2 protein-coding genes are annotated in these 7782 nt (G+C 42.6%); both read right to left on the bottom strand.

What is annotated here, in order from left to right:
- Nucleotides 1–3751: DNA-directed RNA polymerase subunit beta' (gene rpoC, locus QZ379_RS11180; RefSeq protein ID WP_291564589.1), on the bottom strand; the 3751-nt coding region annotated here is incomplete at its 3' end.
- A 19-nt stretch (nt 3752–3770) separates the two neighbouring features.
- The gene (rpoB, locus tag QZ379_RS11175) at nt 3771–7583 is read right to left on the bottom strand and encodes a DNA-directed RNA polymerase subunit beta (protein WP_291564586.1); all 3813 of its coding nucleotides are present in this window, start codon (nt 7581–7583) and stop codon (nt 3771–3773) included.
- Nucleotides 7584–7782 lie beyond the last annotated feature (199 nt).

Below are 7782 nucleotides of genomic sequence, written 5' to 3'. Positions count from 1 at the left end.
GTACGATGATTTCAAAGTGCTTATCGTTAATCTTCACACCCTGCAGACGGTAAACATCCTGGATTTCGTTAACAATGTATTCCTGTACTGCTGTAGGACCCTTGATAGCCAAGATGTCAGCAGGAGTAATAGCACCGTCAGACAATGGAGTTCCGGCACGTACATAGTCGTTTTCCTGTACAAGAATCTGCTTAGACAATGCAACGAGATACTTACGAACCTCACCAGTCTTAGATGTAACGATAATTTCACGGTTACCACGCTTAATCTTACCCATTGTAATTTCACCGTCTATTTCAGAAACCACAGCAGGGTTAGATGGATTACGAGCCTCGAACAACTCTGTTACACGTGGAAGACCACCGGTGATATCACCAGCCTTACCTACCGCACGTGGAATCTTAACAAGAATGTCACCGGCCTTAACGTTTTCCTTATCCTCTACTACTACGTGACCACCTACCGGCAAGTTGTATGTACGCAAGATACCACCGTTTTCATCAAGGATGTGCAATGAAGGAATCTTGTTCTTATCCTTAGACTCAGTGATGATGATTTCGCGCAAACCTGTAGCTTCGTCAGATTCTACCTTGTAAGTTACGTTTTCGATAACTGATTCGAAATCAATCTTACCACCAACTTCAGTTACGATTACGGCGTTGAATGGGTCCCATTTTGCAATAAGTTTACCCTTCTCAACTATTTCACTGTCTGCAGCATAAAGTTTAGAACCGTAAGGTACGTTGTGAGTTGACAAGATGATACCTGTATTGATATCAACAAAACGAACTTCAGCTAAACGTCCAACAACAATCTTAACCGGTTCGCCTGTTTCTTCAACAGCATCAACAGTACGCAATTCTTCAAATTCCAGACGAGCAGGGTTCTTGGCAACGATAGATGCATTGGCAGCCATGTTACCAGCGATACCTCCGGCGTGGAATGTACGCAATGTCAACTGAGTACCCGGTTCACCGATTGACTGAGCAGCGATGACACCGACAGCCTCACCCTTCTGAACCATCTTACTTGAAGCAAGGTTACGTCCGTAACATTTAGCACAAACACCCTTCTTAGACTCACAAGTAAGTACAGAACGGATTTCTACGCTTTCAATAGGTGATTTTTCAATTTCTTCAGCAATAGCTTCTGTAATTTCTTCACCTGCTGCTACTATAAGTTCACCTGTAGTAGGATGTATAATATCGTGTACAGAGACACGTCCCAATATACGTTCGTAAAGTGTAGCAATAACTTCATCATTATTCTTCAACGCTGTACAAACAAGTCCGCGCAATGTACCACAGTCTTCTTCATTGATAATCACATCGTGTGAAACGTCTACAAGACGACGAGTCAAGTATCCGGCATCGGCTGTCTTCAACGCAGTATCGGCAAGACCCTTACGTGCACCGTGAGTTGAAATAAAGTACTCCAACACCGAAAGACCTTCCTTAAAGTTAGAAAGGATAGGGTTTTCAATGATCTGAGCACCTTCAGCACCTGCTTTCTGAGGTTTAGCCATCAAACCACGCATACCAGACAACTGACGAATCTGTTCCTTAGAACCACGGGCACCGGAATCAAGCATCATAAATACTGAGTTGAATCCCTGGTCGTCATTCTTAATAGTCTTGTAAAGGATATCAGACAAGTCACTGTTAACGTGTGTCCAAGTATCAATTACCTGGTTGTAACGTTCATTGTCAGTGATGAATCCCATGTTATAGTTCATCATAATCTGTTCAATTTCTTCGTTACCACGTCTTACGAGTTCTTCTTTTTCCCTCGGTATGATAATATCACCAAGGTTGAATGACAAACCACCTTCGAATGCCATCTTATAACCAAGGTTCTTGATACCGTCAAGGAATTCACAAGCACGTGCAACACCCACAGCCTTGATTACGTCGCTGATGATGTCACGCAATGACTTCTTAGATATGATAGTATTAAGGTAACCACATTCATCAGGAACGATTTCGTTTACGATTACACGTCCTACAGAAGTTTCCTTAATCATCTTCTTAACGATATTTCCGTTTTCATCCAAGTCATTAGCCACAACGCTAACTATTGCATGAATATCCACTTTACCTTCATTGTATGCGATAAGAGCTTCTTCAGGTCCGTAGAATATCAAGCCTTCACCCTTAGCGCCCTTACGCAATTTAGTGATATAGTAAAGACCAAGTACCATATCCTGTGCAGGCACTGTGATAGGCGCACCGTTTGCAGGGTTAAGGATATTGTGTGACTGCAACATCAACATCTGAGCTTCCAGTACAGCCTCGTTGCTCAAAGGCAAGTGAACGGCCATCTGGTCACCGTCGAAGTCAGCGTTGAACGCTGTACATGCCAACGGGTGAAGCTGGATAGCTTTTCCTTCAATCATCTTAGGCTGGAATGCCTGGATACCAAGACGGTGAAGTGTCGGCGCACGGTTCAGCAATACCGGATGTCCTTTCATTACGTGTTCCAGAATATCCCAGATAACAGCTTCCTTGCGGTCTACTATCTTCTTCGCTGATTTTACAGTCTTAACGATACCTCTTTCAATAAGTTTTCTTATGATGAATGGTTTGTAAAGTTCGGCAGCCATCAATTTAGGAATACCGCACTCACCCATCTTCAATTCAGGACCAACGACGATTACCGAACGTGCAGAGTAGTCAACACGCTTACCCAACAAGTTCTGACGGAAACGTCCCTGCTTACCTTTCAAGCTGTCAGAAAGTGACTTAAGCGGACGGTTTGCATCAGTCTTGACAGCACTTGCCTTACGTGAGTTATCGAACAATGAATCGACAGCTTCCTGAAGCATACGCTTTTCATTACGCAAGATTACATCAGGAGCCTTGATTTCGATAAGTCTCTTCAGACGGTTGTTACGAATGATAACACGACGGTACAAGTCATTCAAGTCAGAAGTAGCGAAACGGCCACCATCCAATGGAACAAGCGGACGCAATTCTGGCGGAATAACCGGTACGTTCTTGATAATCATCCATTCCGGTTTGTTTCTTCCCTTCGAAGCACGGAACGATTCTACAACCTGAAGACGCTTCAAAGCCTCGTTCTTACGCTGCTGTGATGAATCGTTGTTAGCTTTATGGCGAAGTTCATATGAAAGTTCATCCAAATCAAGAGCAGCCAAAAGGTCATATATAGCTTCGGCACCCATCTTCGCGATAAACTTATTCGGATCAGAATCATCAAGGAACTGGTTATCCTTTGGCAATGATTCCATTATATCCAAATATTCGCCTTCTTCAAGAAGGTCATATTTGCTGATGCCGTCTTCAGCCTTAATACCCGGCTGAATAACAACATAGCGTTCATAATATATGATTGCATCAAGTTTCTTTGTAGGCAATCCCAACAAATAACCGATTTTGTTAGGCAATGAACGGAAGTACCAGATATGAGCTACAGGCACAACAAGCTGTATGTGTCCGCTACGTTCACGACGTACTTTCTTCTCTGTTACTTCGACACCGCATCGGTCGCAGACAATACCTTTATAGCGAATGCGCTTGTACTTACCACAATGACATTCGTAGTCCTTTACCGGACCGAAGATACGTTCGCAGAACAAACCGTCACGTTCAGGCTTGTAGGTACGGTAGTTGATGGTTTCAGGTTTCAGAACCTCACCATAAGAGTTTTCAAGAATCTCTTCCGGTGAAGCCAAACCAATAGTAATTTTAGAGAAATTACTTTTTATTTTAGTGTCTTTTCTAAAAGCCATACTTTAATTAGTTTTTTTATTATTCCATTGTAATGCTCAAGCACAGACCTCTCAATTCGTGAAGCAATACGTTAAGTGATTCAGGGATACCCGGAGTTGGCATCGGCTCACCCTTAACAATAGCTTCATAAGCCTTAGAGCGTCCTACGACATCGTCTGACTTGATAGTCAGAATTTCCTGAAGAATATGGGCAGCACCGAATGCCTCGATAGCCCAGACTTCCATCTCTCCGAAACGCTGACCACCGAATTGTGCCTTACCACCAAGTGGCTGCTGAGTAATCAACGAATAAGGACCGATTGAACGAGCATGCATCTTGTCTTCAACCATGTGACCGAGTTTAAGCATATAAGTCACACCGACAGTTGCAGGCTGGTCGAACTGTTCACCTGTACCCCCATCATATAGATAAGTCTTACAGTAACGTGGCAATCCTGCCTTATCAGTCCATTTGTCAAGATCATCCAAAGTTGCTCCGTCGAAGATAGGAGTAGCAAACCTAAGACCAAGCTCCTTTCCTGCACGTCCCAACACAGCTTCGAATATCTGACCGATGTTCATACGTGAAGGCACACCCAACGGATTCAATACGATATCTACCGGAGTACCATCTGCAAGGAACGGCATATCTTCCTGTCTTACAACTCTTGAAACGATACCCTTGTTACCGTGACGACCGGCCATCTTATCACCTACACCGATTTTACGTTTCTTGGCGATATAAACCTTAGCCATCTGCATGATACCTGAAGGCAATTCATCACCGATTGTAAGAGCGAATTTCTTACGCTTCAGTTCAGCATCGTATTCTTTGTATTTCTTGATATAGTTCATAATCAACGAGCGGATGAGCTGGTTCTTATGCTCGTCTGCAGTCCATGAGCTCAACTGTATTACTGTATAATCAAGTATTTCAAGATCACGTTTTGTAAATTTGGCTCCCTTAGCAATAACTTCAGTACCCAAATAATCTTTTACGCCCTGCGATACAAGATTGTTTGTCAATACCATAAGTTTGTCTACAAGGATTTCCTTCAACTTAGCTGCCTTTTCTTCAAACTCTTCGTTCAGTTTCGGCAGGATAAGCTTGTCTGCATTCTTTTCGCTGCGAGTCTTAACTACGCGAGAGTACAATTTCTTGTCTATTACAACACCTCTCAATGAAGGAGAAGCCTTAAGTGAAGCATCCTTAACATCGCCGGCCTTGTCACCGAAGATAGCACGCAACAGTTTTTCTTCCGGTGAAGGGTCTGACTCACCCTTAGGAGTAATCTTACCGATAAGGATATCTCCCGGTTCGATACGTGCACCGATTCTTACGATACCTGTTTCGTCAAGGTCCTTAGTAGCTTCTTCACTAACGTTAGGAATATCAGCTGTAAGCTCTTCCATTCCTCGTTTAGTTTCGCGAACTTCAAGTATATATTCGTCTACATGTACTGAAGTAAGGATATCTTCACGAACTACACGTTCATTCAATACGATAGCATCCTCATAGTTATAACCCTTCCATGGCATGTAAGCCACCAAGAGGTTCTTACCAAGAGCCAACTCACCGTTTGCAGTAGAATAACCTTCTGTAAGGATATCACCCTTCTTGACACGCTGTCCTTTTGAACAAATCGGACGCAAGTCGATAGTCATGCTCTGGTTAGTCTTGCGGAATTTAGGTATCTTGTACTCTACCATCGCAGGTTCGAAACTTACAAATTCTTCTTCGTCAGTGCGGTCGTAAAGGATTCGTATTGTTGTTGCATCGACGAATTCAATAACACCATCACCTTCAGCAGCAATCTGAGTTCTTGAGTCTTCACAAAGCTGCTTTTCAATACCAGTACCCACGATTGGAGCCTCAGTACGCAACAATGGAACCGCCTGGCGCATCATGTTAGAACCCATCAACGCACGGTTAGCATCGTCATGTTCAAGGAACGGAATAAGAGAAGCTGCTATAGAAGCAATCTGCTGTGGAGATACGTCCATAAGCTGTACCTGATCAGGAGTAACCACTGGATAGTCAGCATCACGACGAGCTTTTACCTTTTCGCGGATAAATGTACCATCGTCGTTCAGAGGCGCATTACCCTGAGCAATGATTACATCTTCTTCTTCTTCAGCCGACAAATATTCGATACCTTCCGGTGACAAGTCTACTACGCTGTCTTCAACCTTACGGTATGGAGTTACAATAAATCCGAGGTCATTAATCTTTGCATATACACACAAAGAAGAAATCAAACCGATGTTCGGACCTTCAGGAGTTTCAATAGGACACAGACGTCCGTAGTGAGTATAGTGTACGTCACGAACCTCGAAACCTGCACGGTCACGTGAAAGACCGCCAGGACCAAGGGCAGAAAGACGACGCTTATGTGTGATTTCAGCCAATGGGTTTGTCTGGTCCATGAACTGTGACAAAGCATTTGTACCGAAGAATGAGTTGATAACAGAAGAAATAGTCTTCGCATTAATCAAATCTATCGGAGTAAACACTTCGTTGTCGCGTACGTTCATACGTTCGCGGATTGTACGACTCATACGTGCCAAAGCTATAGAGAACTGATTTGACAACTGTTCACCTACAGTTCTAACACGACGGTTACTCAAGTGATCGATATCATCCACATCTGCTTTTGAGTTGATAAGCTCAATCAGATATTTGATGATTTCGATAATATCTTGTTTAGTCAACACTCTGACATCCATTGATGTATCGAGTGACAACTTCTTGTTGATTCTATAACGCCCCACGTCACCCAAATCGTAACGTTTTTCTGAGAAGAACAGGTTGTTGATAACTTCGCGGGCACTTGCTTCATCAGCAGGGTCAGCGTTTCTCAACTGTCTGTAGATATACAATACAGCTTCCTTTTCAGAGTTTGAAGGGTCTTTCTGAAGAGTGTTATATATAATAGAATAGTCAGAAGCGTTAGCATTCTCATTGTGTACAAGAATGTTCTGTACACCAGACTCGATGATAGTTTCGATATGGTCAGCTTCAATCACAGTTTCACGGTCAATTACGACTTCGTTACGTTCGATTGAAACAACTTCACCTGTATCTTCATCTACGAAGTCTTCAGTCCATGTTTTCAAAACGCGGGCTGCAAGCTTTCTTCCAACGATTTTCTTAAGATTCTGTTTGTTAACCTTAATCTCTTCTGCAAGATTAAAGATTTCAAGTATGTCTTTGTCATTCTCAAAACCTACAGCACGGAGCAAAGTCGTTACAGGAAGCTTCTTCTTACGGTCGATGTACGCATACATCACATTGTTGATATCTGTAGCAAACTCAATCCATGAACCCTTGAAAGGGATGATACGTGCTGAATAAAGTTTAGTACCATTGGCATGAATGCTCTGACCAAAGAAAACACCCGGCGAACGGTGCAACTGAGATACAACTACACGCTCAGCACCGTTTATAACGAAAGTGGCTTTCGGAGTCATATAAGGGATAGGTCCCAAGAATACATCCTGTATTACGGTATCAAAATCCTCGTGATCGGGGTCGGTACAGTAAAGCTTCATTTTAGCTTTCAAAGGAACACTATAAGTAAGACCGCGTTCCAGACATTCATCAATAGAATATTGTGGCGGGTCGATATAGTAGTCAAGGAACTCGAGCACGAAGTTATTACGTGTGTCTGCTATAGGGAAATTCTCAGAGAATACCTTGTAGAGTCCATCCTTCTTTCGTTGTTCAGGCGGAGTGTCCAATTGCAGGAAGTCATGGAACGACTTCAACTGTACTTCCAAGAAATCCGGATACTGCATCGGATTCTTAGTAGAAGCAAAATTAATTCTTTGATTTTGAGTGTTTAAAGACATCTGTAATTCAATTATGAATTAAAAATTTATTTATTTTTTGTTGTTTAAAACAACTATATGCTGTCAGACGCAAAAAGGTTAAGAATCCTCTGTTACGAGGACTCTTAACCGAACTACCTGATTTACAGGATAATCTTATTTAAGCTCAACTTCAGCTCCAGCTTCTTCCAAAACTTTCTTCAAAGATTCAGCTTCGTCT

Source organism: Bacteroides sp. (assembly GCF_019417265.1).
GTDB lineage: Bacteria > Bacteroidota > Bacteroidia > Bacteroidales > Bacteroidaceae > Phocaeicola.
The sequence above is the reverse complement of the archived record's forward strand: the minus strand, read 5'-3'. Positions and strand labels throughout refer to the sequence as shown.

Coding starts and splice junctions, on each gene's coding strand:
- rpoB (WP_291564586.1), bottom strand. CDS start 7,583: ATGTCTTTAAACACTCAAAATCAAAGAATTAATTTTGCTTCTACTAAG.